This window comes from Olsenella sp. An188, from assembly GCF_002160255.1.
Classification (GTDB): domain Bacteria; phylum Actinomycetota; class Coriobacteriia; order Coriobacteriales; family Atopobiaceae; genus Thermophilibacter; species Thermophilibacter avistercoris.
The window spans coordinates 128,562-154,497 of sequence record NZ_NFKF01000006.1 but is presented as its reverse complement, the minus strand read 5'-3'; the positions used below and the strand labels follow the sequence as shown (position 1 = coordinate 154,497).

Genomic DNA, 25,936 nt, shown 5'->3' with positions numbered 1-25,936 from the left:
GAAAACAGGCGGCGCAAGTCAGTCGCAGGTGACCTCATCGAGAATGCCGTAGGAGCTCCCGGTCGGCTTCCCTGCTGGAAATGACCGGGAGCTCCTACAGTGGATGACGAGAGCAGGATAGGTTGATGCGGCTAGCCCTTGCTGGCCTTGTCGAACTCGTCCTTGAAGGAACCGAACATCTTGCCGAGGGAGCCGAGCTGCTTGCCGGCGGCACGGGCGACCTTGTCCCCGGTCGTCGCAGGCTTCTTCGCGGCAGGCTTCTTCCTGGCGGCGGGGGCAGCCTTCGGCGCGGCGCCGGCTGCCTTGGGCTTGGGACCAGGCCCGGGCTTGGGCGCCGCACCGTCCGCGACGGGCGCGTAGGTCTTGGGGGCGGGACGCGCGGGGGCGTCCGCGGGACCTGCGCTCTTCTCGGCGATGCGCTCGACCGGTCGCTCGACCCTGACGTCCGCCGCCTCGACAGCGGGCGCCTGGGGCTGCGGCTCCTCCTCGGGCGCGGTGGCGTCGGCGATGGCGCGCTTGGCCTTGCCGAGCGCGCGGCCGAGGGCGAACGAGCCCTTGTCAACGGCCTGGCCGGCCACGGCGCCGACCTTCTTGCCGACCTCGGCACCCTTGGCCTTGGCGCGCGCGTAGCCCTCCCCGGCCGCGCCGGCGAGACCGCCGTCGAGCTGCGGGGTCGCGTCGCCCGGGTCGATGACCATGCAGCCGTCCGCATAGCCGCGGACCATGTCGGGCGTAATCACGAACGAGCCGATGAGGGCGCGCGCCATCCCGCCGTCGGCGGTGAGGAAGCGGCTGACCACGCCGGTCTTCTCGTCAAACTCGGCGTCGGACACGTACCCGAGCGGCTTGCCCGCCACGGTGCGCGCGTCCATGCCGGCCCACATGATGCAGGCGTCCCAGTTGAGCTGCAGCCGCTTGATGGCGGCGGCGTCCATCCCGTCGTCCGGGCGCGACACCAGGAGGGTCTTCTCGTCCATGCGCTCGTAGGAGTCCCAGGCGAGAAACGCGTCCTCGCGCTTGATCATCCCGGCCACGTCCGGGCGCTTGATCATGAAGCCCACGACCCGCGCGCCGTCGGGCGAGAAGACCGCGTTGTGGACCTTGCCGACCTTGAGGTACTTGTCCGTGACGGTTCCGTCCTTGGCGGTCTTTGTCTTCTTGTGGAGAAGGACGCGCAGGCCGGTGAGCTCGCTGACCTTTGGCACGGGCTAGGCCTCGGGGGTCTCGTCGGCGTCGACGACCTCAACGTGGACGGCGTCGGCGGGCTTGGCGTCGACGGGCTCGTCGGCCATGGCGGAGACGCGGTCGGCAACGTTGGTCACGGCGTCCTGCACCTGGCTGGACGCGCTCGCGACGGCCTCGGAGAGAGAGTCGCGGAGCTGGTCCATGCGCTCGCGGGCGAGGTCGACCTTGGCGCGGAGCTCGTCGGTCTTGGCGTCCACGACGGGGCGCACGCCGCTGAGCTTGTCGTTGACGGCGCTGGCGCCGCGCTCGTAGGTGTCGACCGCGGAGTCCCACGCGTCGTTCATGGCATCGGCGGCCATGGCGCGGCTCTCGGCGCCCGAGCGGGGGGCGAGCATGACGCCCGCGACGACGCCCGCCGCAGCGCCGACGATGCTGCCAAGAATGAAGCCGACGGTCTTCTTGTTCATGAGGTCCTCCTGTCAGTGCTGTCTACATGCGGGCGCGCGAGGCGCCGTCTAAACGACTAGCGAACGAATCGGGGGCGCGGGACGTCGTCCATGTCCCAGCCGTCCCGGGGCGCGGAGCCGCGGGCGGGCGCGGGGTCGGGAGAGACCGGCTGGTCCGCGGGGGCGGCGTCAGCGTCGGTGGGCGGGGTCTCGGCCGCGGGCTGCTGGACGGGCGCCTCGGGCTCACCCTCGGCGACGTCTGCGGGCTCCTCGACGGGACCCTCCCCCGCCGCGGCGGGATCGAGGCTCTCCACGAGGCCGACGAGGCCGTCGGCGATGGCGTCGACGTCCGGCTGCGGCTCTCCGCCGCCGGAGTAGGCCCACTGCAGGATCCAGACGGCGCTGGAGAGCGCTCCGGCAACGAGCACGTCGTCGGGGCACGCGAGGGTGATCTGGTAGGTGCGCTCGCCGACCTGCGTGGTCTGGCCGCTCGGGGTGTCACCCGCGGCGTCGGTGCGGGCCAGGAGCTCGACGCTCACGTGCTCGAGCAGGTGCGCGAGTTCGGTGTCGGCCACGACGTCGCCGAAGCGCGGCGAGGAGTCGCCCAGGCAGAGGTGGTCGGCAAGGGCGGGCATGAGGTCGAGCACGAGCTCGGTGCCCTCGGTGTCGTCGCTCGTCATGAGCGGTGCGCTCGGCGCGACCTCCACGACGGCCTCGAGGTTCCTCGGCCCCACCACGACCTTCTTGATGTCGAAAAGCTGAGCCATGCTGCGGCTTCCCCTCACCTCGTGCCCGGCGCCGGCGCGGCGGGCTGCGTACTGAACGTCCTCACGAGCGTCGTGTATCCAACCATTGTAGTTAATGTCGGGGGCGCGGGCCTACTTCTCCGCCGAGTCCACGTCCTTCTCGCCGCCAGCGTTGGATTCCGCGTCCTCGGCGGACAGTTCGGGCGCGATGACGCGCAGCATCGAGAGGCGACGGCCGCGCATCGACTGCACGCGGAACTGGTAGCCGTCCTTCTCGATGACGTCGCCGGGGTGCGGGAGCTTGTCGGCGAGGTCCGTCACGAAGCCGGCGATGGTCTCGTACTCCTCGCTGTCCTCGACGGGCCAGCCCAGGTCGATGGCGTCGTCCAGCGAGAAGCGGCCGTCGACGAGCCACTCGCGGTCGGAGAGCTTGGTGAGGTACTTGTTGTCCGGGTCGAACTCGTCCTCGATCTCTCCCACGACCTCCTCGACGATGTCCTCGATCGTGATGACGCCCGCGGTCCCGCCGTACTCGTCCACCACGATGACCATCTGGTCGTGGCTGGACTGCATCTCGGAGAGCAGCGGGATGATGTCCTTGGTGTCGGGCACGAAGTCCGCCGAGCGGACGTGCGCGGAGACAGGGTCGGCGGCGCGGCCCTCGTCGAGGATGGGGCTGATGATGTCCTTGATGTGCGCGATGCCCACGATGCGGTCGACGGAGTCGTGGTAGATGGGGATGCGCGAGTAGCCCGTGCGGCGCATCACGGCGAGCACCTCGGTGAGCGTGGAGGTGTCCTCGAGGGCGGTCATGTCCACGCGCGGGACCATGACCTCGCGGGCGATGGTGTCGCCCATGTCGATAACCTCGTGGATCATGGACTTCTCTTGGTCGGAGAGCTCGTCCGCGTCGGTCACCATGTACTTGATCTCCTCCTCGGAGACGCTGTCGCGCTCGTCGGCGGACTTGATGCCCAGGAGCGCCGAGAGCCCGTTGGCCGACGCGGCCGTGAGCCAGACCAGCGGGCGCGCCACGTGCATGAAGCCGCGGATGGGCCCCGCGACGGACTTGGCGACGGACTCGGCGTTGGAGAGCGCCATGCGCTTGGGCACGAGCTCGCCCACGACGATGGAGAGGTAGGAGACCGCGAGGGTGATGAGCACCGGTGCCAGCGGGGTGGCGATGGCCTCGGGCATGCCGAGGCTCATGAACCAGGTATCGAGCGGGTCCGAGAGGCTCGTGCTCGCGAAGGCGGAGGACGCAAAGCCCACCAGGGTGATGGCGACCTGGATGGTCGCGAGGAACTGCTCGGAGTTGGAGGCAAGATTGAGGGCGGCACGTGCCTTGCGGTCACCATCCTCAGCCTCGGGTTCGAGAACCGCCCTCTTGGCGCTCACCACCGCCAGCTCGGACATCGAGAAATAGCCGTTGGCCAGGGTGAGCAGGAAGGTGACCACAATACTTATCGCTACGTCCATGCGCTCGTGCGCAACCTCCTCGGTCTGGGGTCAGATGCGCGCCGCCGGCAGGGACGCTGGCGCCAACGGCACAATAGGATGATTCTAGCAGGTCGCGGGCGTAGCTGCTTTGGAGGATGCCGGCGCGCGGGTACGTTGGCGGCTAAATTCACTGACGGAGGCCTGGGACGGCGGCAAGGTGGGGCGAGCGGGAACGTTCGAGCCCTTCGTGAGGTGAGATGGGGCGGACTGGCGCGTTCGGGCCCTTCGTGAGGTGGCTATTTTGGCTGGCAGCGGCCGTTTTTGGGCAGAGTTAGCGTGCCGACACTACAAAACCTCAGGTAGCGTCTCTTGCCATGCGAGGCCTGTACTTGCCCGCCCGCGCAAACTCCACCTCACGAAGGGCCCGAATGCGCTCTGAAGAGCACTCTCACCTCACGAAGGGCCCGAACGTCTCTCGGGAACTACCAGATGGGGCTTGGCAGTCCGCCACCGAGGCGGCGCAGCGCCTCCTCGGTCACCTCCGGGCCAAAGAGCTCCTCGCGACGCGCGGACCTCAGCCGCAGAATTGCCTCTGTGGGCCGCCGGCGCTTTACCCCCAGGCTTTCCTCGAGCTCCAACGCGTATGAGTTCAGCCTCTGGTCGCTCCCGAGAATGCCTTTCGTCAGGGTGAGGCAGTCGAGCCCGGCCTTTCGATAGGCGCGGCGCTTGCTCTCGTCGCGGGCGCGGGCCTCCGGGGAGTCGTGCTCGGAGTGGCTGTCGTACTCCGTTACGGTCCCGTTGCCCCAGGAAAAGTCGGGTACCAGAGTTTTCCTGCCGAGGTCTTGGGCCAGCGCGGCGGGCAGCTCGATTCGGTCGTTGAGCCGGAAGCCTCCCAGCCCAAGACCCCCTCGTCGACGTGGGAGAACGTGGAGGATGGCGACGTCCGTCTCACGCGGGGAGTTTGAGTTGGGCACGACCCACCTGAGGGCGTCGCTTGCCCGGGAGGCTCCTCGGACGCCGTTTGCCCGAGCGTAGTCTGCGTACGTCTGGAGCTCGCCAAGATCGACGAGGGGGCTGAGGCCGGTCCGCATCCCCTTGTCCGCCCACTCCGCCAGGCCATACGTCCCGGTCATCTCGTAGGCAATTCGCATGAGGTCGATCTCGCCGAGCTCGGCACCAAGCTGCGCAAGGACAACAGGCATGCGGCAGACAGCAATGCCGTCCCCCAGGCGAAACAGCCACCCCTCGCCCAGCGGGCCGCGCCACACGTGACTCTCAACGGGGCCTCGAGCGTATCGAGCGGCCGCCCTTGCGGCAACGACGTCTATGGGGCCCTCGGTGTGACACAGGGCGCTGATGCGCTCGGCCTGCTCGCGAAGGGTTAGGTCGCGGGCGCCAAATATCCTGCCCTCGCTCTCCAGCCAGGCGATGCCGCCCTCGGCGATACGGGCTGACCGCCAGAAATCGAGCGCCGTCTGAAAGCCAACAATGAGCTCGCGCATGCCTCTCCTCCCCCGTGCCGTGAGAACCCTACGCCATGAGAAGAAGGTATCGTAAAAATTGACGTCTATGCTTATAGATATATCTTTTAGGTTGTACTAGTTTTGAAGATAAGCGAAAGTCTGGCGTAAGCTAATCGCAAGCTGGAAAGAGGGGCCGCTCAGGGCATGCGCCCCGAGCGGCCCCTCGTACAGACGGGTCCAACTTGTCCCGGACGTCGCTACTCCGCGGCGGTAAGCCTCGCCACGAGGTCGCGCGCCTCGGCGAGCTTCTCCTCGCTCGGGATCCAGTTCACCGCGAAGGTCTTCTCCGGCAGCTGGAAGCCGGCGGCCTCGAGCTCCTTGCCCACGTTGTTGGGGCCGAGCGGCGCCCAGCCGTAGGAGCCAAACGCCAGGCCGACGCGCCCCTCGTTCTTGGGCGAGAGCCCCTTCATGTACGTGAGGAAGCTCGCCACGGTCGGCAGCATCTGGCTGTTGAGCGTCGGTGAGCCCACGCACACGTACCGGCAGTCCAGGAAGACGTCCATGACGTTGGAGATGTGGTTCTCCTTGAGGTCCATGAGCTGTGCGGGAATGCCCGCGGCGAGGAAGCCGTCGACCAGCGAGCGGGCGATCTTCTCGGTCGAGTGCCACATGGAGTCGTAGACCACCACGGCGCGCTCGCGGACCTCGCCGGAGACGAAGCCCTCGTAGGCGGCCAGGATGTCCTCCACGTGGCTGCGCCAGATCACGCCGTGCGCCGGGCAGATCAGGTCGAGCGCGTCGGCGCCCAGCCCGCGCACCGCCTTCACGGCAGCGGCGGCCTGCGTGCGGTACGGCTGCACGATGTTGGCGTAGTACTTGCGCGCCTGGTGCATGACCTCGCACATGTCGTTCTCGTCGTCAAAGCGCGCCGAGCTGGCAAAGTGCTGGCCAAAGGCGTCGTTGGAGAAGAGGATCTTGTCGTAGGCGTCATAGGTGACCATGTTGTCCGGCCAGTGGACCATGGGCGTCTGCACGAAGGTGAGCGTGCGCTTGCCGATGCACAGGGTGTCGCCGGTCTTGACGCCGTTGTAGCCAAGGTCGCCGAAGTGCGCGGTCATGTTCTTGACGCCCTGCGGCGCGGAGCAGTAGATCTGGGCGCCCGGCGCCAGCTCGTGGATGACCGACGTGGAGCCAGAGTGGTCCATCTCCACGTGGTTGGCAATGAGCACGTCGATCTTGGACGGGTCGATCACCGAGGAGATGCGCTGCAGCAGCTCGTCCTTGAAGGTGATCTTGGCCGTGTCGATGAGCGTGACCTTCTCGTCCAGGATGAGGTAGGCGTTGTACGTGATGCCCGCCTCGGTGGTGTAGCCGTGGAACTCGCGCGCGTTCCAGTCGAGCGCGCCGACCCAGTAGACGTCGGGCTTGATCTGAACTGCAGAAAGCATGCGTCCTCCCTTTTTGGAGTGGTGATGTGCTGCGTCGCAGCTAGCATAGCACGCCCGGGCGAGAAGAACGGGCGGCCGGCGCCTGGCCGACCGCCCGCGTGGGGGTCACGATGACGCGAGGGGACCGTCCCCTCGTATCACTTCTCGCCGGCGGCGCGGCGGGCGGTGTAGTCGGCCGCGAGCTTCTGCTGGATGTCGTGCGGCACCTGCTCGTAGCCGCTGACCTCCATCTCGAACTCGCCCGTTCCGCGCGACAGCGAGCGCAGGCGCGTGGCGTAGTCGGTGACCTCGGCGTACGGGATGGTGGCCACGACGGTGGTCTCGCCGGCCTGCGCGCCGGTGCCGGCCTCCATGCCCTCGACGCGGCCGCGGCTCGCCGAGACGTCGCCCATCACGGAGCCGGCGTAGCTCTCCGGCACGGTGATGCGCAGGTGCGCCATGGGCTCGAGCAGCACGGGCTCGGCCTGCTCGACGGCCTTCTGGAAGCCAATGCGCGCGGCGGTCTTGAACGCCATCTCGTTGGAGTCGACGGGGTGGTAGGAGCCCTCGTACACGGCGACCTTGACGTCGATCATCGGGTAGCCGGCAAGCACGCCGTCCTTCATGGTCTCCTGGACGCCCTTGTCGATGGCCGGGATGAAGCCGCGCGGGATGTGGCCGCCCACGACCTCGTCCACGAACTCGTAGCCCGCGCCGGGGTTGGGCTCGATGCGCAGCCAGCAGTCGCCGTACTGGCCGGCGCCGCCGGTCTGCTTCTTGTGGCGGCCCTGGGCGCTGGCCACGCGGCGGATGGTCTCGCGGTACGGGATCTTGAGCGCCACGGTGTGCGCGGTGATGCCGGCGCGGTCCTCAAGACGGTCGAGAAGGACGCTGACCTGCGCCTCGCCGATGGCGGAGATGACGGTCTGGCCGGTGTCCTCGTCGCGCTCCACCTTGAGGGTGGGGTCGGCGTCGGCGCTCTTCTCGAGGAAGGCGTAGAGCTTGCCCTCGGTCCCGCGGGCGTCGGCCTCGATGGCGGTGCGGTAGAGCGAGTTGGGGAAGCGGAACGCCGCCGCCTCGACCTTGCCGGTCACGGAGAGTGTGTCGCCGGTCATGGCCTCGAGCTTGGGCACCACCACGATGTCGCCCGCGGCGGCCTGCTGCACGTCGGTGGTCTCCTTGCCGCACATCTGGTAGAGGTGGCCGAGGCGCTCGTTCTTGCGCGTGCGCGCGTTGGTGAGCTCGACGCCCGGCGTGATGGTGCCGGCCAGGACCTTGAGGAACGAGAGGCGCCCGTTCTGCGGATCGTTGAGGGACTTGAACGCAAACACCACGGGGCGCTCGTCGTCCTCGGAGATGTCGAGCTGCTCGCCGTTGACCAGCGGGATGCGGCCGAAGTCGGCCATCGTGGGGAACCACGCAACGGCGGCGTCCATGAAGGAGATGACGCCCTCCTCGCGCACGCAGCTGCCGGAGAACACCGGCACAAAGACGCGCTCGCGGATGGCCTTGGCGAGAAGCCCCTCGAGCTCGTCCTGGGTGACCTCCTCGCCCTCGAGGTACTTCATCATGATCTCGTCGTCGGCCTCCACCACGAGCTCGGTGAGCTGCGCGCGGGCGGCCTCGGCGGCGTCGGCGTACTCGGCGGGGATGTCCTCCACGACCGGCTTGCCGCCCTCGAGGTGGCGCGCCTTCATGTGCACGACGTCGATGATGCCGGAGAAGGCGTCGCCGGAGCCCATCGGGATGGTCACGGCGCCGAGGTTGGTGCCAAAGCGCTCCTGCAGCGTGGCGAAGGCCACGTCATAGTCCGCGTCCGACCGGTCGAGGCGGTTGATGAACAGGGCGCGTGCGAGGGAGAGGTCCTCGGCCGCGTACCAGAGGCGGGTGGTGATGGTGCCGGGGCCGGACGCCGCGTCCACGACGAACACGGCCGTCTCGCAGGCGCTCATGGCAGCGTAGGCGTCTCCGACAAAGTCCGGGTAGCACGGGGCGTCGAGCACGTTGAGGCGGGTGCCCTCCCAGGTGATCGGGGCGATGGCGGTGGAGATGGAGAAGCCGCGCTCGCCCTCCTCGCCGTCGTAGTCGAGCGTGGGCTTGGTGCCGGCGTGGCCGCCGAGACGGGTGGTGCGACCCGTCAGGTGGAGCATGGCCTCGGCCAGCATGGTCTTGCCCACGCCGCCTTGGCCCACAAGGACCACGTTCTTGACCTTCTCGCTACCCTTTGCTGCCATGATGCCTCCCTCGAACGGGTGTATGCACGATGCCACTTACCATACCCACGTTGTCGCGCGGCATTGCGCACATATCGGGCAGCGGGCGAGAAGGGCGGCGGGCGCGCCGGCGGGGTGCCTGATCCCGCCGGCGACCATGGCTAGGTTGTTGGGCCTCCGTCCGACGGGCCCTCGTCCCCACCGCCGGGGCGCCTGCCCGGCAGCCGCCCCGCACGCCGCAGCGCGTCGCGCAAGATCCACTCGACCTGGCCGTTGGCGCTGCGCATCTCATCCGCGGCCCAGCGCTCCACCGCGGCCCAGACCTCCGGGTCGATCCTCAGCGGGTACTGCTTGCGCGCGGCCATGACCTCGCCCGCCTACTGGTACAGCGAGCCGGTGTTGAGCACGGGCTGGGCCTCGGACTCGCCGCAGAGCACCACCATCAGGTTGGATGCCATCACGGCCTTGCGGTCCTCGTCGAACTCGACCACGCCGCCGTCGGAGAGCTCCTTGAGCGCCATGTCCACCATCGAGACGGCGCCCTCGACGATCTTCTTGCGCGCCGCGATGATGGCCTCGGCCTGCTGGCGGCGCAGCATCGCCTGGGCAATCTCCGGCGCGTAGGCCAGGTGCGTGAGGCGCGCGTCGTCCACCGAGACGCCGGCCGGCGCCAGGCGACGGTCGAGCTCCTGCTTAAGGCTCTCGGAGACCTCCTCGATGTTGGAGCGCAGCGTGATGGACTGGTTGGAGGAGTCGTCGTCCTCCATGTGGTCGTAGGCGTAGATGCTGGCGACGTGGCGCAGCGCGGTCTCGGTCTGCATGGCCACGAAGGAGGGGTAGTTGTCCACGTCGAAGAGGGCCTTAGCGGTGTCGGCCACGTGCCAGACCACGACCGTGGCGATCTCGATCGGGTTGCCCATCTTGTCGTTGACCTTGAGGCGGTCGCCGTTGAGGGTGCGGGCGCGCAGGGACACCTTCGTGGAGAGGCCGCTGGCCGCCGCGGCGGCGATCTTCGCGGCCTTGGTGGAGCTCTCCACGCCCTCGGAGAGGCTCTCGGCAACGGCGGCGCCGTCCGGGTTGCCCAGGCTGCGCGCGTAGAAGGGGTTGGCCCAGTAGAAACCCGAGTCGTGGACCGTGCCCACGTAGCTGCCAAAGAGCACGAGCACGCGCGCCTGACCCGGCTGCAGCGAGAAGAAGCCGCAGGAGACGATGACGTCCACGATGAGCAGGACGATGCTGCCCACGAGCAGCACGGGGCCCCAGATGGGCGCGGCGACGCCGGCATCCTCGGCGGTGGCCAGAATGATGATGCCCTGGACCATCATCCAGACGGTCGCGGCGTACAGGGCCAGGTTCACGAAGAGCATGGGCCAGCCGTTCGCGGCGCGGGCCTTCTTCTCGACGGTCATTGCGGTTCCTTTCCTTGGGGCGGGCACGCCCCGGGGTGGGCGTCCTCGCGCTGAGACCATTGTGATATCACATTGGTCTCAGCGCAAGCGGGAGGAGCAGGCGTGAGGGAAACGTCGGCGAACGGCACGGGCCGCGAGGCGGGCAGGCGTGTGCAATTTGGGCCTTCGATCCATGAAACGGCCACCCCGCTGTGCAGTTTGGCCTCTCAGTTCATGCAAAATGCCGCCAAAATCGAGAATCGGGCGAATTTGATTAAGAACCTAATCCAGAATCCTGGGGTTTTGCAGAGCGCACGCCTCGGCGAACCCCAAAACGCATGAATCGAGAGGCCAAACTGCACACGCGAACCCCCAATCCATGGACCGAAGGCCCAAATTGCACAGCGGCGGGGCGGAAACCCCGGCGCGCCTAGAGCTCGCAGGCCTCGATCGCCGCCTTGACGCTGGAGTACGCGGAGCCCAGCTCGTCCGCGAGGCCGCGGGCTGCGGGCCAGTCCCCGGCGCGGATGAGCTCGCACGCCCGCGTGGTGAGCTCGTGCACCCGCACCATGGAGAGGTTGCCGCTCACGCCCTTGAGCGCGTGGGCGGCCTCGAGGCCGGCCTCGGCGTCGTCGGCCGCAACCGCGTCAAGAAAGCGCTGGTAGCTGGTATCGTCGAGGAACTTCCCCAGAAGCCGGGCAAGCAGCTTCTCGCTGCCCATCAGACGCCCCAGCGCGTCGTCCACGTCGATCCCGCCCGCAGCCAGCACCTCATGCCTCATCGCTCACCCTCCGTCTCCGGGGCCTCGGCCCCCTCGTAGAGCCGCGCGATCGCGGGCTCGACCTCCAGGAAGCACTCCAGCAGCCGCGGGTTGAACGCGCCGCACTCCCCGTCGCAGATCATCCGCAGCGACTCCTCGCGCGTGAACGCCGGCTTGTAGACGCGCCGGTTGGTGAGGGCGTCGTACACGTCGGCGAGGCCCACCACCTGCGCCCACGGGCTGATCTCGTCGCCCGCGAGCCCGTCCGGGTAGCCGCGCCCGTCCCAGCGCTCGTGGTGGTGGCGCGCGATGTCCACCGCGTATCGGTACGCGCCGAGCGATCGCATCTGCGGGATGCGCCCGAGCAGCACCGCACCCTGCGTGGTGTGGGTCTTCATCACCTCGAACTCCTCGGCCGTGAGGCGGCCCGGCTTGCAGAGGATGGCGTCGGGGATGGCGATCTTGCCCACGTCGTGCATGATCGAGGCGAGCGCGATGTCGTCCACGTCCTCTGCGCTGAGCCCCTCGCCAAACGGCGTCTCGAGCAGCATCGTCCGCGTGATGTCGTGGATGCGCCGGACGTGCTCGCCCGACTCGCCGTCGCGAAACTCGATCGCCGCGGAGAGCGACTCGATCATCCCCCGGTTGAGCTCGATGATCTGCTCGGCGCGCTCGAGCAGCTGGAGGCGCTGGTCCTCCACCGTGAGCGACAGGCGCTTCCTTGCCTCGAAGAGCTCCACCACGGAGAGCACCCGTCGCACCACCACGTAGGGCACCACCGGCTTGCCGATGAAGTCCATCACGCCCAGCCGGTACGCCTCCTCCATGACGGCGTTGCCGCGCTCGGCCGTGATGAGAAACACCGGCACGCGCTCGAGCAGCCCCGTCGGCTTCAGGCGCTTGAGGACCTCCATCCCGTCCACGTTGGGCATCATGACGTCCAGCAGGACGGCGGCAAACCCGCCCGGATCGGCGAGAAGAACCTCGAGCGCCTCCTGCCCGTCGGACGCCGTGACGACCTCGAAGTGCTCCTCGAAGAGCGCCGCCAGGATGAGGCGGTTGATCTCCTCGTCGTCCACGACGAGGATCCTCGAGGCGCGCGCGCCGTCCGCGCCCGCGCCCGTCTGCGTCGTCATCCGCACACCTCCGCTTCCCCCGCGCGCCGCGCGGGACTCTTCCCGGACTCGTAGCCGCGCACGACCACGCAGTCGCGCCCGGAGCGCTTGGCCTCGTAGAGCGCCTCGTCGGCCTGACGCAGCGCCTCCTCGTAGGTGACTGCGCGGCCCTGGGCGAAGAGCGCGCCGCAGCTCAGCGTGACCGGCTCGCCCAGGACCCGCTCGCCCGCCTCGCGCATGGCCGCGCGCACGCGGTCGACCTTCTCCCTGATGACGCGCTCGTCCACGAGGGACGGCGCGAGGACCATGAACTCGTCGCCGCCGAAGCGCCCCACCGTGTCCGTTGCCCTGAAGCTCGTGCGCAGTGCCTCGCCGAAGGCGCGCAGGACCTCGTCGCCGGCGTAGTGCCCATGGGTGTCGTTCACGCCCTTGAAGTGGTCCACGTCAAAGAGCAGGATCGCCCCCGTCGCGTGCGCGCCGGAGCGCTCGAGGTACTCGCGCAGCGCCGCGACGAGCGCGCCCTTGTTGTAGACGCCGCACAGGGAGTCGAGCAGCGAGCTCACCCGCAGGACCTCGCGCGCCTCGAAGTCGCGCAGCCGCAGGTGCATGGTCACCTGCGAGACGGCCACGGCGACGACCATCCCGATCAGGCACGAGAAGGCGTCGAACTGCGCCACCGGCGCCGACTTGAGCGCGGCGGAGAGCACGGCGAGCGAGACCTCGGCGCCGAGCGCCACCACGAGCGGCAGCGCGTAGGGCGTGACGATGACCGCGGTGAGCGCGATGCACGCCGGCTGCAGGAAGACCCCCGGCATGCCGCGCGTGGCCGTCGCGTCGATGGCAACCACGAGCGCGAGCAGCGCGGCCTCGGCCGCCAGGCACACCGCCGTCGAGGCCACCGGGCGCGCGGCGAGCCTGTGCCGCAGCAGCAGGGAAACCGCGAGGACCCCCGCGGAGACGCCGAGGACGACGGCGTGGGCGGAGGTCGCCTCCCAGAGCGGGGAGACCAGCCGCGCCGCCGCGGAGAGCGCCGTCACGAGGGCGAGCACCATGGCCGAGGCCACGGCGACGCTGCCCAGGTTGGAGCTGACGATGCGCTCGCTGTCTGCCGTGAAGTAGGCACGCCGCCGCGCCGCGGAGCGCCTCAGCACGCTCGCCGGGAGGTCGGTCCTCCTCATGCCCCTCCCCTCCCGTCGTCGCGCTCGCCCACGAGCCGCGCCAGCACGCGCAGGACCTCGGCCACGTCGATCGGCTTGGCCACGTGCGCGTCCATGCCCGCCTCGCGCGCCCGCTGGCGGTCCTCCTCGAAGGCGTCCGCCGTCATGGCCACGATCGGCACCGACCGCGCGTCGGGGCGGTCGAGCGCGCGGATGGCGCGGGTCGCCTCGTAGCCTGTCATCTCGGGCATGCGCAGGTCCATGAGGATCGCGTCGTAGTGGCCCGGCTCGCTCGCCGAGAACCGCTCCACGCACTCGCGGCCGTTCTCCGCCCAGTCCAGCTCGAGGCCGCAGGCGCCCAGAAGCTCGCTCGCCACGTCCCAGTTGAGCTCGTTGTCCTCGGCCAGGAGCACCCGCGCGCCCGCGAGCGACGCCGGGTCCGGCTCGGCCAGCCGCTCGGCCTCCCCCGCGCAGCGCTCGAGGTCGAGCGTCACGTGGAACGTCGAGCCGTGGCCCTTCTCGCTGCTGACCTGGATGGAGCCGCCCATGCCGTCCACGATCCGCTTGACGATCGACATGCCGAGCCCCGTGCCCTCCGTCTTGCGCACGCGCTCGGTGTCCTCGCGCTCAAAGGAGTCAAAGATGCGCCGCATGAACTCCTCGGACATGCCGATGCCGGTGTCGCGCACCCACACGTGCGTGCGGACGCGCCCGTCGGGCGCCGGCTCCGCCCCCTGCTCCACGCGCAGCGTGACCTCGCCGCCGCGCGGCGTGAACTTGACCGCGTTGGACAGCAGGTTGAGAAGGACCTGCGAGAGGCGCGTGCCGTCGGTGAGCACCACCGGGCACGAGAGCTCGCGCTCCACGACGAAGGTGACGCCGCGCGCCTCCGCCTGCGTCCGCGCGATCGCCTCGACGGCGTCGAGCGTCTCGGGCAGCGAGACCCGCTCCGAGGCGAGCTCCATGCGGCCGCTCTCGATGCGGGACATGTCGAGCACGTCGTTGATGAGGTTCAGCAGGTGCGCGCTCGAGTTGGCGATCTTGTCGAGGCACCCGGACACGGCCGCGGGGTCGTCCGCATGCTCGCGCGCGATCTGCGTCATGCCCACGATCGCGTTCATGGGGGTGCGGATGTCGTGGCTCATGTTGGAGAGGAAGCGGCTCTTGGCCAGGCTCGCGGCGTCCGAGGCCGCGCGGGCGCGGTCGAGCTCGTCCATCTGGGAGCGAAGGAGCCGCAGGTAGCGCACAAAGACGGCGAGAAGCGCCACGAGGATCGCAAGGCACCCCACAAACGCCGCGGCGACGAGGCTCCACGCGAGCGAGTCGATCGGGTCGTGCAGCACGCGGTGGGGCAGCACCGAGACGATGAACCAGTCCGTGCCCTCGAGCGGCGAGAGGTAGCTCGCGTAGCGCTCGCCGCCGACCACCGCCACGTAGAAGACGCTGCCGCGGTCGTCCATGACCTGGGCGAGCTCGTCTGCGGTTATGTCGTAGTCGACGCCGGGGCGCCCCTCGTTGTCCCTGAGCATCCCCAGGTAGGAGTCGGCGTCGAGGTTCTTGTTGCTGTTCAGGATGAAGGAGCCGTCCGGGCGGATGATGTGCGTGTAGACCTGGGTCGCGGACACGTCGAGCGAGAGCGCGGAGACCACCTCGCCAAGCGGCACGCCGGCCACGAGCACGGCCCCGTCGAGCTCCGGCAGGCGGCGGTTCTCGAGCACCTCGCCAAAGACGAGCATGGACTCTCCGTCGGCCGAGGTCCCCACGGTCACCGGGCGCGACCCGTCAACGACGCCGTCCACGAAGGCGTCGCGCTCGTCGAGCGCGAGCTCCGGACCAAGCAGCAGGCTCGTGCGGCCCTCGGGGTAGATCACGCCCACGTAGGCAAAGCCGCGCGCGGCCGCCTCCCGCGCAAAGCCGTCGCGCAGCTCGTCGCGCCCGGTCGCGCCCGAGGCGCGCACGGCGAGGCGCGTACTCTCCAGCTCGGAGCGGTACAGGCGCATCTCGGAGGCAAAGTTGAGCCGGATCTGCGCGCTCATCTGCTCCATGAAGCCGGCGCTCACGCCGTCGATCGTGACGTCGCTCATCCCCACCGCCGTGAACGTCACGGCGGCAAACACCACGGCGCACAGGGCGAGAAGCCCCAGCACCCCGAGCCTGATGGCGCGCACGGGGCGCGCGGGCGAGGCGCTCCCCGCGGCGCGCGCGGCGGCCTCGCGGTTCTTCTCGCCAGTCATGGGCGATCACCTCCCCGGCGCCGCGCGATCAGGGACTCGAGCGTGCGGCACAGCACCGTGAAGTCGATGGGCTTTGAGACGTGCGCGTCCATGCCGGCCGCGGTGGTGGCGGCCACGTCCTCGGCGAAGGCGTTGGCCGTCACCGCGACGACGGGCACCTCGCGGGCGTCCGGGCGGTCCAGCGCGCGGATGGCGCGGGCCGCCTCGCAGCCGTCCATGACCGGCATCTTCATGTCCAGCAGCACGGCGTCGACGGCATCCGGCTCGCTCGCCGCAAAGGCGTCCACGGCCTCCTGGCCGTTCCAGACCTGGACCACCTCGACGCCCGCCTCGGAGAGCAGCTCCGAGGCGATCTCCATGTTGATCTCGTTGTCCTCGGCCAGCAGCACCCGCGCGCCCGCGAGCAGCGAGGGCCCGTCCTCGGGCATCCCCGCGGCGACGCTCGGCGTGGCGGCGCAGGCCGGGGCGTCCTCGGGCGGCGCCGGCGAGAAGGGCAGCGTCACCGTGAAGGTGGTGCCCACGTCGAGCGTACTCTCCACCTCGATGCTGCCGCCCATCTGCGTGACCAGGCTCTTGGTGATCGGCATGCCGAGCCCGGTTCCCACCGTCTGGGCCGTGCCAAAGCGCTGCTCGCGCGCGTAGAGCTCAAAGACGTGCGGCAGGTACTCCTCGGACATGCCGATCCCGGTGTCGGCCACCACGATCTTGTAGCTGCCCACGTCGCCGCGGTCCTCCTGCGTCACCGCCACGCTCACCGAGTCGCCGGGCTCGGTGTACTTGAGCGCGTTGGAGAGCAGGTTGTTCATCACCTGCGAGAGGCGCATCGGGTCGCCGAGCACCCAGGGGTCGGGCGCATCCACGCGCGCCGAGAAGGACTTGCCCTGCTCGCGGGCCTGCATCTCGAAGGGGGCGATAGCGTCGCGCAGGGTCTGGGCGAGGTCCATGCGCTCGCTCGCAAAGGAGACCTTGCCGCTCTCCATGCGCGAGATCTCCAGGATGTCGTTGATGAGGTTGAGGAGCTGGTGGCTCGACTGGTCGATGCGCCGCAGGTAGTTGGCGGTCTTCCCGGCGTCGGCGGTGTCGCGGCTCGCGAGCTCGGTAAGGCCGATGATGGCGTTGAGCGGTGTGCGCATGTCGTGGCTCATGTTGTTGAAGAACGCCTGCTTGGACTCGAGGCTGTCCTGCGCGGTGTCGAGCGCCTGCTCGAGGTAGTGGCGCTCGCGGAGCTGGCGCTGCTTCTCCGCGTCGACCTCGCGGAAGCACAGCACGACCTCGTCCGGCGCGAGCGACTCGTCGTAGAGCACGCGCACGTTGACCCAGCGGTAGCGCTCGCCGAACTTGCGCAGGAAGTCGCCGCCGTAGTCGCGCACGCGGCCCGCCACCAGGCTCCGGATGTTCTCGGCCGAGAAGCTCTCCTCGAACTCGCGGAAGGTGTTCTCCTCGATGACCTCGCTCGCCGTGCGCAGCAGGTCGGGGTAGGGCCCCCGCGGCGGTATGCGGTCGCGCACGTAGTCGGAGCCCTTGATCATCTCGTAGGTGCCCTCGTCGTAGTTGACCAGGTAGATGGCGTAGTAGGAGTTGCCGAGCACGCGCACCGTCTCGTTGGTGCGCTCCATCGCGCGGGTGCGGCGCCAGTCGCGCACGCCCATCACGGCAAGGGCGGCGAGAAACGCCACGCCCATCGCAACAAACACCAGGTAGACGGTGTTGAGGTCGCCCAGGATGAGCGAGTAGGGCGTGGTCACCACCGAGTACCAGCCGTTTGAGAGCCGCGTGTAGTCCACCGCGCGCCGCTCGCCGCGCGAGTCCACGAGGTTCGCGTCGTGGCCCTCGAACTCGCCCGCGTCTATGCGCGAGACGAGGTCGGCGAGGTAGGGCGCAACGGCGGCGGGGTCCAGGTCGGTCCGGGCGTAGAGGGGCACGCCCGCCGAGTCGCACAGGAAGTACGAGACTCCCTCGGGCAGGTCCGAGGTCGCAAAGCGGAACTGGAAGCTCTCGGGGTAGACGTCAAAGGCAAGGACCGCGTCCACGCCGGTGCAGGCCTCGGCGACCGTGACCACGGGCTCGCCGGTGATCGCGTCCTCGTAGACGTCGGTGAAGACGGGCTCGCCGCGCCGCTCCGTGGCCGCCTGGTACCAGGCGCGCGAGGTCGGGTCCGAGCCCTCCCCCAGGTCCGGCACGCCCACCGCCAGCACGCGGCCGTCCACGACCCCGTACAGGTTGATGTTCTCGTTGCCGAGCACGGTGCGTAGGCGCTCGCAGTAGAGGTTGGCCCACTCCTCGATGGAGTCCCACGGCTGCTCCTCGTAGACGCGCGCCTCGATGGAGGCGGTGCCAAACTCGAGCAGGGCCTCGTAGGTGACGAGGTTGCTGTCCGTCTCGGACGCGTAGTAGCGCGAGAGGGCGGTGTTGGACTCGTAGGCGTTCTGCAGCAGCGTGTCGCGCAGGATGAGGCCGCCGGTGACGGCCATGACCACAAAGAGGGCAAAGACCGCAAGGCTGAGGCGCATGCGGCCGAGAAGCCCGAGCAGCCTTCTTGTCCCCCTCTGCCGAGCCATGGCACCCCCCTGACGATTTTCCTCCTACGGCTAGTGTAGCAGGGGCGGTGTCCGATTTATGCCCCCTCCCCTCTCCCGTTGGCCACGGGCGGGGCGAGAAGAACCACGGTGCGGCGGGGGAAGGCGGGGCGAGGGCCGGCTCTGCGCGGCTCCCGCGCAAGCAAAGGGCCCCCGGAGCGCAAGCTCCGAGGGCCCGGCAAAGCAGGTGCGGACGTGGCTAGCCGATGATGCGGGCCAGCTCGTCGCGGGACGAGAAGGGCACGACGTTGCCCGTCGCCACCACGGCGACCTCGCCCTCCCAGGCGCCGTCACCGTACTCGAGGCTGCGGACCACGTACTTGTAGCCGCCACGCTTGCTCGCGTCGGAGCCCTCGCCCACGTTGGCAAAGTCGTAGGTGAGCGCGCCGAGCACCGCGCTGACGGCACCCGTCACGTCGGCGCCGGCAGGCAGCGTGACGGTACCCGCCTCGCTGTTGTAGATGCGGCCGTCGGCAACGTAGACGGTGCGGACGCGGGCGCGGCGGACGCGCTCGAGGCGGACGAGCAGGATGGCGCCGCCAACGATCACGACCCACCACACGACGCTCAGGACGAGGTCGAGCGGCTCGTCGACGTGGTTGAGCCCGAGGGCGTACCAGACCACGAGCAGCACCACGGAGATCACGGCCAGGACGGCGGCGATGATGGTGTTGGTCTTCTTCATCTCAGTTCCTCCCTCCTGATCCTAGCGACGGTCGAGGACGTCGTCCTCGAAGGAGGTCAGCTCGTCGGTGGCGCGGCGCGTGCGCGCGGCGCAGACCGCGAAGTAGGCAACGGTCACGATGATGCCGACGATGACGGCCCAGTGGACCCAGCAGGTCTCGGCGGTCGAACCGGTGCCGGAGGCGAGCGGGTTGGAATCGTCGTCGATGGACTCGGCGTCGTCAGACTCGTCGTCGGCGGAGGCGTCGTCGGCGAGCGGGTTCTCGTCGTCGTTGATCGCCTCGTCGTCGGCGGCCGCGTCATCGTCGGCCGCGGCGGTCACGGGCGTGGGGGCGGGGTTGGTCCCAGCGCCCGTCCCGGTGCCGGTGCCAGCGCCGGTACCGGTGCCGGTCCCCGCGCCGCCGGGGTTAGTGCCGCCGGTGCCGCCACCGGGGTTGGTGCCGGTGCCGCCACCCGGGTTGTCAGTGCCGCCACCGCCGCCGGGGTTGTCCGGCGTGTCGGTACCGCCGCCGGGGTTGTCACCGCCGCCGGGGGCAGCCGTGATGGTGAAGGTGCCGGGCACGACCTCGAGCGTGTAGTTGGAGGCCTTGAAGTCCTTCTCGCCGGCGAGCTGGGCGGTGCGGTCGACAAGGACCAGCGTGCCGCGGCCGATCACGTAGGTGCCGGGCTCCTCGCCGGGCTCGCGGGCGATGCTGCCCTCAAAGCCGGCAAGCTCGCCGGCAACGGGGACGACGTATGTGGACTCGAGGCCCGGGTCAACCTGGCCCTCAACCTTGGTGGCGTCGCTGATGGTGACGCGGATGGTCGCGGGCGTGATGCTCACGCTCGCGGTGCCGGTCCAGATCGCAACGCCGTTGCGCGTGACGGTGGCCTTGACGCTCACGGGGCTGCCGGTCACGTCGGTGAAGCTGTTGCTGACGCTGTAGCTCACCACATCGCCCTCGATGAGGCCGTTGACCGTGATGCCGTGGGACTCGCCGTCATAAACGCCGCTGTAGTTGGAGACGGAGAGCGCGGAGGTGCCCGTAGACCAGGAGCCGCTAATCACCACGTCGTGATCCGGCATGGTGAAGTCCTCGGTATCCCAGCCGCTGAACGTCCAGTTCGCAAATGCGGGATCAGTGGCAACCTTAACGGGCTGGTTAAGGACATACTCCTGTGTGCTCGGCAGGGCGGGAGCGCCCTCCGGGACAGCTCCGTCATACCTGTAGGTCACGGTGTACGTGTCGACCTCAGCCTCGGCATAGGTCCACTCGCCGGTGATCGGAACGTCGGAGTTGCCCATGACACCGTTGTTCGGGTCGGTCCAGCCGGAGAAGGTCCAGGTACCGTTGACGTTGCCGTAGGCGTCGTAGGAGTTGACCGAAGCCCCAGCCGCATAGGTTTTGTCAACCGTATAGTTCTGGCCGGGAACGTAGGAGCCGTTGTCGGTGGGCAGGGTCGGGACCTCGCCCTCGCGGACCCCCTCGAAGGCGGGCTCGCCCCAGTCGTAGGTGACCTTGTTGAGCTTTTCCCACTTCGCCTTGAACTTCAAGTGACCAACGGTTCCACCGGCAAGACTAAATGTCTTCGGCGAACCAAACTCTCCACCCGCTGGATCCTTCACGCTTGTCAGTTCACCCAGCTCCCAGCCAGCAAACGCATAGCCATCTCTCACGGGTTGGGCGGTAATGCTTACTCCGGGGCTCTCAATCTCCGCTACGGTATACGTTTCTGGGTGGTTGCCATCTGACTCGGGGTCCCAAGCGCCCTCACCCAAATCGTAAGTGATTGTATATTCGGTCGGTTCGACGGTAATCTTGATGACGTTCTCACTACCGACGCTGAGCTTAGCCACGACGCTTTCGTCAATAAAGCTATAGCCGTTCAGCTCAGCCCAACGCTGCCCTTCCTCGGTTGGAGTGACAATGAACTCAGAAGCCGATGCGCTAACTGGGTTGCCTTCGTTCTCAACATACACCTGAGTTCCAGCTTCAGTCACATAGGCGACTTTGTATGTCAGGCTGCTGGGACTCGCGTAGTTGAACACAATCGTGTGCTCTTCAGCAGACACTTTAATTGACTTTGTATAAGCATCTGGTAGGTAACCGTCATACTGGCTGGAGATCTTAACAAGTTCGTCATTCGACAGAGCATTTGCCTGAACAGTTGTTCCAACGGAGACAGTCACAGGCTCAGTCTCTTTGATAACCTCGTTACCGATCTTGTGCTGAACGGTATACGCAACCGTAGAGGACTCACGCCACTTTGCGTAAATAATAGTGTCCCCGGTTATCTGATTTGCAAAGTCATATGCCTGCTCAGCCCCATCAACCCTCCAGTACCAACCGTCGAAGACATAGCCTTCCTTGGTCGGAATCCCGGGATTTTCGACCGTGTCGTTCTCCTCCACGGTCATCGCGGTGCCGAACTGGTCACCATTCTCTTCACAAAGGAACGTTACGTCGTAGGTGTTGACCTTCGTCTTGGCGTACAGCACAAGGCCCTTCGGCATGGTGAAGTCGCCCTCATATGGGGTGGTGAACTCAGGATCGAGATACCAACCATCGAAGGAGGAACCCATTTCATTAATGAAAGAGCCGGCCTCATCGCTAAAGCTGCCGAGGTAAGGCACCTCGTGAGACTCACTCACTCCACCACCGATGAGCTCAAGGTCGTAACTGTGTCGAGTGTAGTAGAACGAACCGCCGCCTGTTTTGTCCCAGCTTGCGTTGCCGTACCCTTCCGTGCCGTTCTGCCACTTTTCAATAGTGCTTCCATACCGATCGTACCCATCAATCGCAAAGAACTCCTCGTCAAACGTAGGATAATCGCCGGTAGACAACACATCCGCGAACAGAGTGAAGGTTTTGCCCCTGTATTCAACCGTTCCCTCAGGGTCTTCAATGTAGTAAAGCAGGTTACGGTTGCAACCATCTGAGTACTTTTCCAGTGACTTGTTCTCTCCCGGCATGCTTGCCTGATAACTGGTGAACTGCTTACCACTCCAATACCAGCTCGTCCCCTTGACCAAATCAAGCCACTGGTCTCCAATGAACGCCTGATATTTTGCGGTAATTGTCAGCGTGTCACGATACCCGTAACACTCACTGGTGTGGCTATGCTCCTCCAGACCGCAAATCGTATGGCTGTAATCGTCATGCCACCAGTGAATAATGCTGGTGCCACCATACGGACAATCAAGCTCATAGCAGCCTTCATACCGGCTGTGCTCATGCGCATCCTTACCGCAAACAAGCTGACGACCACCGGTTCCCTCAAATGTAATCGTATACTCATTACGGCTATATCTCACCGTGATGACTGTGCTGCCATCCGCAGCAACATCTGCGCTCGTCGCCCTCTCAAACGAAAAGTGCTGCGTATCAAACCCATATGGCTTCTGAGTCATATTATCGGCTGAAACTGTAGTTCCTGCCTTCGCACTAAGCTCCACCGTGCCAGCATACGAGTATCCATTGTCGTCGGCGTTCTCGGTCATGTAAACAACCTTGTAGCCAACGATGGCGCCGTCCCACTTAGCGTAAACGGTAGTATCCCCGCTCAGGACAACAGACGAATCTGCCTTTTTGCTAAGGTCTTCGTCGAGATACCAGCCATCAAACGTATAGCCCTTGCGCGTTGGAGCGTCATCTCCCGAGACAAGACTTACGGCTTGCCCATATCTGACCGATGTTGAAGGCACATATGAACCGCCATTGGTATCGTACATCAGTGTGTATGTATTGCGATTGTAGAAAACCTTTACAACCGTCCCTGATGCCTCAATTATTTGCTGCTCCACAGGCTGATACGTAAAGCCATCTATCTGGCTGGGCTGCACATCCGTTAGTGTCGTAACAAGACCGGTGCGAGTCTCATCCCTGCTTGAGTCGTGGTCGTATTCACTTCCTTCAAGCTTCTGGAAGTAGTACTCCACCTTAAATTCGGCTTCCGTGCCAACAAAGACAACCACGACTTCAGCGTCGCTGTTGTCGGTATATGTCATAGAAATTGTATTGCCTTCGACGTAGACCCCGTCGGTCTCCACCCGCATCGTGAAGCCGTCGGGAACGTTCACCGAGTACTCGAAAGCAAATTTCCCCTCATCATTAGCGGAGATGGCCTGGCTGTAAGGCTCGGCCGCAGTTGCGCCGCTCTCATACTGAAAGCGAACAACGACAAACTTCTGACTCGCCGCCTGAATATTGATGTCCTCAAGCTCTCCAAGCAAGACGTAGGAATTCTCATTTCCTTCGTCTAGGGGATCAACCTGGTAGCTATCCGCGACGCCATACTCGAGCGTCGTCTCAGCAACTCCATCGTCCTCAAAGTCTACGACCTTGACTGGGGACGACGAAACCACACGCAAGCCATCGACGCTCTTAGCATTCTGAGCAGGGTCGTACTCTCCATTGATAAGACTGTCGGGGCTGACCCTCACTGTTTCCACCGACTCATAATAACCACCAGTCACCTCAAGCCGATGTGAGATGGTCAGGGAATACTCAGACGGCGTCGCCTCATCCTCTACGGGAGCCTCCTCGGCGGGAGCCTCGGGCTCAGCGGGGGTCTCCTCCGCGGGAGTCTCCGCGGCCGGGACGGCCTCGGTCGTGACGACGATCTTCTCGCCGTCGGTCAGGTCCGCGGTGGCGACGGTGTAGGTGCCGGCCTCGTCAGCGGTCAGCTCGGTCTCGCCGTAGCTGACGGAGGAGACCCGCTGGCCCTCGTCGGGGGTAACCGTGAACTTGAAGTCGAGAGTGTTGGGAACGTCAACGGACTTGGGGTCCGTCTCGGGCGTGACGTTCTGCTCGGTGCCATCCTCAGCCGTGTAGGTCAGCTTGGCGCCGCTGATCTCAACGTTGAGGGTGACGGTGGTTTCGGCCTCCTCGGCGGGAGTCTCCGCGGGAGCCTCGGTCTCGGTGGTGTCCTCGACGACCTCCTCGGGAGCCGCGGGGGCGTCGGTGGACTCCTCCTCGGTCGGCTCGGCGTCCGTGGCCGTCTCGTCCGTCTCGGGAACCGTGGCCTCGGTGGACGTGGTGTCCTCCGCGGTCTCGTCGGTCGTGACGTCCTCGGTGCCGGTCGCTGCGTCGGTGCCGGTGCCGTCGGTCGGCATCGTGTCCGTAACCACAGGCCTGTCACCGGCAAGGCCCTCGGCGATGCCCTCGGCTATCGCCTGGACATTGGAGGACTGCATCACCATGGCGATGGTGAGGACGGCCACGAGTGCGACCTTCCACCTCTTCATCGTCTGGCGCCGCGTGGCGTTGTGACCCTCGCGCCTCTCACTCATACAAACCACCATTCCCTCGTGCCTGGGGCGCCGCCCGACGACGCCCGCTTGCTTACACGTGGTCCGCAGGCAGAGTGCGCCCACAGCCCATTTTGGCGTCACTGTAACACAAAAAGCGGTAGGGGGTATCTTCCTATTTTGCCTGCTAAATAGCACATTAAGGGCATTTTGATTATCGAATGTTAATTGTAGAATTTGCAAACGGATTGACGCATTACTGATGCTTAAGGCTTCTATCAGGCATTTGTTGGTTCCTGAAAATCTCTAAACGCGTGATTGAGGGTTTGGCCAACCGCCTAAGGAGGTTTTGTTAACTTCTCGGTTCGCGTGAAATTTTGCGGTAGGGGGTTTGATTTGTAGGGTGGACGGTCGGGGCGCGGGTTCTTCTCGCCGGGCGGAAACGCTCTGTGTTGACCGTGTGTTAGAGACGGAGACACCCGAGGGGGACTACGTGAACCCCGTCGGGGCGGGTGTAGGCGAACTGACCGCCGGTGAGGACCATCAGGAAGGCCGGCTTGGGCGTGCGCCTGCCGTCAAGGCGCGCGACGAGGCGCGTCATGTTCCTGGCCCCCTCGTCTATGCGGTCGGCTCCGCCGAGCTTGACCTCCACCGCCCCCCATGCACCAGAGTTGAGGCGAACGATCGCGTCAACCTCGAGGCCCGACTTATCTCTGTAGTGATACACCGCACCGCCCAGCGCTCGCGCGTAGACGCGAAGGTCGCGGACGCAGAGGGACTCAAAGAGGTAGCCCATCGTGACCAGGTCGGACAGCAGGCCGTCCGCCGTTGTCTCGAGCGCGGCCGCGGCGAGGGAGGGGTCGCACAGGTGCCACGTTGCCGCCGAGCGCAGGGGCGTGCGCGAGCGGAGGGCCGGAGCCCATGCCTTGAGGTCCTCGATGACGAAGAGTCGCCGGAGGGCGGCCAGATAGGTCCGCAGGGTGGGCTCGCTCATGCCGACGCCCACTTCACGCACGTCGGCAAGGAGCGTGGCGGAAGATGCCTCCTGAGCGGTATTGCGCGCGAGCGACCTCATGAGGGCTCGTGCCCGCTCGGGATCGAGGGCGCTGTCTGCCGCCTCAGAAATGTCAGACTCGCAGATCGCGTCGACGTAGTCGCGCGCGACCGAGGAGTCCGCCTCTCCCCTTGAGATTGGGGCCGGCCACCCGCCAGAGCAGATGAGGCTGGCATACTGCTCGACGGTGATGGTGGACGAACCCTCCACCTCATCCGCACCGCCAAAGAGGGCCGAGAGCGACACCTCACCGGTTGAGCTCCCAGACTCCTGAAGCGTCATGGGGTCCATGCTCACGCGCGCTATGCGCCCGGTGCCGGTGTGCTTTGGCCAATCCTCCCCGGCAGCGATCGGGGTCGCCGACCCGGTAAGGAGAAACTGGCCAGGCGCGCCACCCAGGGAGTCCACCTCGTTTATTACGGCGTCCCAAAGCACGGGTGCCACCTGCCACTCGTCGATAAGGCGGGGGCGCTCCCCCCGGAGCAGCAGGGAGGGACGCACCGCCGCGGCCTCCATGTTTGAGGCGTAGGTGTCTGGGTCGCGCAGCCTGAGCGCGCTTACCGAAAGCTGGTCGCACGTCGATGTCTTCCCACACCACTTGGGCCCCCTGACATAGACGGCACCGGCGTGGGCGAGCTTGTTCTTGAGCTCGTTGTCGACGATTCTTGGCATGTAATGAGCGAGCATCTTACCCTCCCTTAGCTGGTGTTATTGTAGCACTTTCGGGTTTGGCGCGATTTTGTTTTCGGGTTTGGCGCGATTTTGTTTTCGGGTTTGGCGTTTTGGGGCGCGCGGCGGGCCTCCCCGCTCTTCGGGCG

18 protein-coding genes are annotated in these 25,936 nt (G+C 66.6%); 1 reads left to right on the top strand and 17 read right to left on the bottom strand.

Going from position 1 to position 25,936, the window contains the following annotated elements:
* Positions 1-131: 131 nt before the first annotated feature.
* The 9 genes from B5F23_RS09745 to B5F23_RS07750 all read right to left on the bottom strand — a co-directional run bounded on the left by B5F23_RS09745 (position 132) and on the right by B5F23_RS07750 (position 10,329).
* Positions 132-1,205, bottom strand: a complete 1,074-nt coding sequence (locus B5F23_RS09745; RefSeq protein WP_087353400.1) for a PRC-barrel domain-containing protein — start codon at positions 1,203-1,205, stop codon at positions 132-134.
* Between the two features lie 3 nt (positions 1,206-1,208).
* On the bottom strand, positions 1,209-1,652 hold the full coding sequence (locus tag B5F23_RS07785) for a YtxH domain-containing protein (RefSeq protein WP_087353398.1): 444 nt from the start codon (positions 1,650-1,652) through the stop codon (positions 1,209-1,211).
* A gap of 56 nt (positions 1,653-1,708) precedes the next feature.
* Complete coding sequence (locus B5F23_RS07780; protein WP_087353396.1) at positions 1,709-2,398, bottom strand: cyanophycin synthetase family protein; 690 nt, start codon at positions 2,396-2,398, stop codon at positions 1,709-1,711.
* A gap of 111 nt (positions 2,399-2,509) precedes the next feature.
* Complete coding sequence (locus B5F23_RS07775; RefSeq protein ID WP_087353394.1) at positions 2,510-3,856, bottom strand: hemolysin family protein; 1,347 nt, start codon at positions 3,854-3,856, stop codon at positions 2,510-2,512.
* Positions 3,857-4,299: 443 nt separating this feature from the next.
* The gene (locus B5F23_RS07770) at positions 4,300-5,319 is read right to left on the bottom strand and encodes a hypothetical protein (protein WP_087353392.1); all 1,020 of its coding nucleotides are present in this window, start codon (positions 5,317-5,319) and stop codon (positions 4,300-4,302) included.
* 218 nt (positions 5,320-5,537) lie between these two features.
* Positions 5,538-6,728, bottom strand: a complete 1,191-nt coding sequence (locus B5F23_RS07765; protein WP_087353390.1) for an FprA family A-type flavoprotein — start codon at positions 6,726-6,728, stop codon at positions 5,538-5,540.
* Positions 6,729-6,865: 137 nt separating this feature from the next.
* Positions 6,866-8,941 (bottom strand): elongation factor G, encoded by a 2,076-nt coding sequence (locus B5F23_RS07760; RefSeq protein WP_087353388.1) that lies wholly within the window; start codon positions 8,939-8,941, stop codon positions 6,866-6,868.
* A gap of 140 nt (positions 8,942-9,081) precedes the next feature.
* A complete protein-coding gene (locus B5F23_RS07755) occupies positions 9,082-9,285 on the bottom strand; it encodes a hypothetical protein (protein WP_087353386.1) in 204 nt (67 codons plus the stop codon).
* Positions 9,286-9,297: 12 nt separating this feature from the next.
* On the bottom strand, positions 9,298-10,329 hold the full coding sequence (locus tag B5F23_RS07750) for an SPFH domain-containing protein (protein WP_087353384.1): 1,032 nt from the start codon (positions 10,327-10,329) through the stop codon (positions 9,298-9,300).
* Positions 10,330-10,431: 102 nt separating this feature from the next.
* Here B5F23_RS07750 and B5F23_RS09600 point away from each other — a divergent pair, with 102 nt between their 5' ends.
* Positions 10,432-10,650 (top strand): hypothetical protein, encoded by a 219-nt coding sequence (locus tag B5F23_RS09600; RefSeq protein ID WP_143786389.1) that lies wholly within the window; start codon positions 10,432-10,434, stop codon positions 10,648-10,650.
* Positions 10,651-10,738: 88 nt separating this feature from the next.
* Here the strand turns inward: B5F23_RS09600 and B5F23_RS07745 are convergent, their stop codons facing one another.
* The 8 genes from B5F23_RS07745 to B5F23_RS07710 form a co-directional block, all read right to left on the bottom strand.
* On the bottom strand, positions 10,739-11,089 hold the full coding sequence (locus B5F23_RS07745) for an Hpt domain-containing protein (protein ID WP_087353382.1): 351 nt from the start codon (positions 11,087-11,089) through the stop codon (positions 10,739-10,741).
* Positions 11,086-12,204: an HD domain-containing phosphohydrolase gene (locus tag B5F23_RS07740; protein WP_087353380.1), complete on the bottom strand. Its 1,119-nt coding sequence runs from the start codon at positions 12,202-12,204 to the stop codon at positions 11,086-11,088. Before B5F23_RS07740 ends, B5F23_RS07745 begins: the two co-directional genes overlap by 4 nt.
* Positions 12,201-13,361, bottom strand: coding sequence for a GGDEF domain-containing protein (locus B5F23_RS07735; RefSeq protein ID WP_087353378.1), 1,161 nt, complete (start codon positions 13,359-13,361; stop codon positions 12,201-12,203). Before B5F23_RS07735 ends, B5F23_RS07740 begins: the two co-directional genes overlap by 4 nt.
* The gene (locus tag B5F23_RS07730) at positions 13,358-15,574 is read right to left on the bottom strand and encodes an ATP-binding protein (RefSeq protein WP_087353376.1); all 2,217 of its coding nucleotides are present in this window, start codon (positions 15,572-15,574) and stop codon (positions 13,358-13,360) included. The genes B5F23_RS07735 and B5F23_RS07730 overlap by 4 nt, the downstream gene beginning before the upstream one ends.
* The gene (locus B5F23_RS07725; RefSeq protein WP_087353374.1) at positions 15,571-18,132 is read right to left on the bottom strand and encodes a hybrid sensor histidine kinase/response regulator; all 2,562 of its coding nucleotides are present in this window, start codon (positions 18,130-18,132) and stop codon (positions 15,571-15,573) included. The genes B5F23_RS07730 and B5F23_RS07725 overlap by 4 nt, the downstream gene beginning before the upstream one ends.
* 217 nt (positions 18,133-18,349) lie before the next feature.
* Positions 18,350-18,835 carry a hypothetical protein gene (locus B5F23_RS07720; protein WP_087353372.1) on the bottom strand — a complete coding sequence of 162 codons (486 nt, stop codon included), beginning with the start codon at positions 18,833-18,835 and terminating at the stop codon, positions 18,350-18,352.
* A gap of 21 nt (positions 18,836-18,856) precedes the next feature.
* Positions 18,857-24,106 (bottom strand): InlB B-repeat-containing protein, encoded by a 5,250-nt coding sequence (locus B5F23_RS07715; protein WP_143786388.1) that lies wholly within the window; start codon positions 24,104-24,106, stop codon positions 18,857-18,859.
* A gap of 421 nt (positions 24,107-24,527) precedes the next feature.
* On the bottom strand, positions 24,528-25,805 hold the full coding sequence (locus B5F23_RS07710) for an ATP-binding protein (protein WP_087353368.1): 1,278 nt from the start codon (positions 25,803-25,805) through the stop codon (positions 24,528-24,530).
* Positions 25,806-25,936 lie beyond the last annotated feature (131 nt).

What these genes read in the sequence shown, in the direction of transcription:
- B5F23_RS07740 (WP_087353380.1), bottom strand. Translation starts at nt 12,204, where the DNA reads ATGACGACGCAGACGGGCGCGGGCGCGGACGGCGCGCGCGCCTCGAGG.
- B5F23_RS07785 (WP_087353398.1), bottom strand. Translation starts at nt 1,652, where the DNA reads ATGAACAAGAAGACCGTCGGCTTCATTCTTGGCAGCATCGTCGGCGCT.
- B5F23_RS07770 (WP_087353392.1), bottom strand. Translation starts at nt 5,319, where the DNA reads ATGCGCGAGCTCATTGTTGGCTTTCAGACGGCGCTCGATTTCTGGCGG.
- B5F23_RS07730 (WP_087353376.1), bottom strand. Translation starts at nt 15,574, where the DNA reads ATGACTGGCGAGAAGAACCGCGAGGCCGCCGCGCGCGCCGCGGGGAGC.
- B5F23_RS07715 (WP_143786388.1), bottom strand. Translation starts at nt 24,106, where the DNA reads ATGAGTGAGAGGCGCGAGGGTCACAACGCCACGCGGCGCCAGACGATG.
- B5F23_RS07725 (WP_087353374.1), bottom strand. Translation starts at nt 18,132, where the DNA reads ATGGCTCGGCAGAGGGGGACAAGAAGGCTGCTCGGGCTTCTCGGCCGC.
- B5F23_RS07735 (WP_087353378.1), bottom strand. Translation starts at nt 13,361, where the DNA reads ATGAGGAGGACCGACCTCCCGGCGAGCGTGCTGAGGCGCTCCGCGGCG.
- B5F23_RS07775 (WP_087353394.1), bottom strand. Translation starts at nt 3,856, where the DNA reads ATGGACGTAGCGATAAGTATTGTGGTCACCTTCCTGCTCACCCTGGCC.
- B5F23_RS07780 (WP_087353396.1), bottom strand. Translation starts at nt 2,398, where the DNA reads ATGGCTCAGCTTTTCGACATCAAGAAGGTCGTGGTGGGGCCGAGGAAC.
- B5F23_RS07755 (WP_087353386.1), bottom strand. Translation starts at nt 9,285, where the DNA reads ATGGCCGCGCGCAAGCAGTACCCGCTGAGGATCGACCCGGAGGTCTGG.
- B5F23_RS07710 (WP_087353368.1), bottom strand. Translation starts at nt 25,805, where the DNA reads ATGCTCGCTCATTACATGCCAAGAATCGTCGACAACGAGCTCAAGAAC.
- B5F23_RS07765 (WP_087353390.1), bottom strand. Translation starts at nt 6,728, where the DNA reads ATGCTTTCTGCAGTTCAGATCAAGCCCGACGTCTACTGGGTCGGCGCG.
- B5F23_RS07750 (WP_087353384.1), bottom strand. Translation starts at nt 10,329, where the DNA reads ATGACCGTCGAGAAGAAGGCCCGCGCCGCGAACGGCTGGCCCATGCTC.
- B5F23_RS07760 (WP_087353388.1), bottom strand. Translation starts at nt 8,941, where the DNA reads ATGGCAGCAAAGGGTAGCGAGAAGGTCAAGAACGTGGTCCTTGTGGGC.
- B5F23_RS07720 (WP_087353372.1), bottom strand. Translation starts at nt 18,835, where the DNA reads ATGAAGAAGACCAACACCATCATCGCCGCCGTCCTGGCCGTGATCTCC.
- B5F23_RS07745 (WP_087353382.1), bottom strand. Translation starts at nt 11,089, where the DNA reads ATGAGGCATGAGGTGCTGGCTGCGGGCGGGATCGACGTGGACGACGCG.